At 75.0% G+C, this 264-nt stretch carries 1 protein-coding gene; it reads right to left on the minus strand.

What is annotated here, in order from left to right:
- A partial coding sequence (locus QSV46_RS40015; protein WP_314964142.1) for a hypothetical protein occupies positions 1–264 on the minus strand: 264 nt, incomplete at both ends.

Consider the following 264-nt stretch of genomic DNA (forward strand, 5'->3'; position numbering starts at 1 on the left):
GGCCGTACTCGTCCGTGCCCACCGCCCGGCTGCGCGAGAGCACCGGCCCCAGCGACCCGCCCGGAAGGACCTCGTGCATCGCCAGCTCGGCGCGGTCGGGGACTCGGTCGAGGAAGGCGGAGATCCCCTGGAGGCGGTCGGTGGTGGCCCGGAAGGTGGCGCCGACCCGCTCGCCGATGTTCAGGAGGTCGACGCCGGCGAACAGGGTGCTCAGCCAGCCGTGGAGCCCGCAGGCCACGCCGATCTGGCTGGCCAGGGCCGGGT

Origin of the sequence: Bradyrhizobium cosmicum (genome assembly GCF_032290525.1) — a bacterium.
Classification (GTDB): Bacteria; Pseudomonadota; Alphaproteobacteria; order Rhizobiales; family Xanthobacteraceae; genus Bradyrhizobium; species Bradyrhizobium cosmicum_A.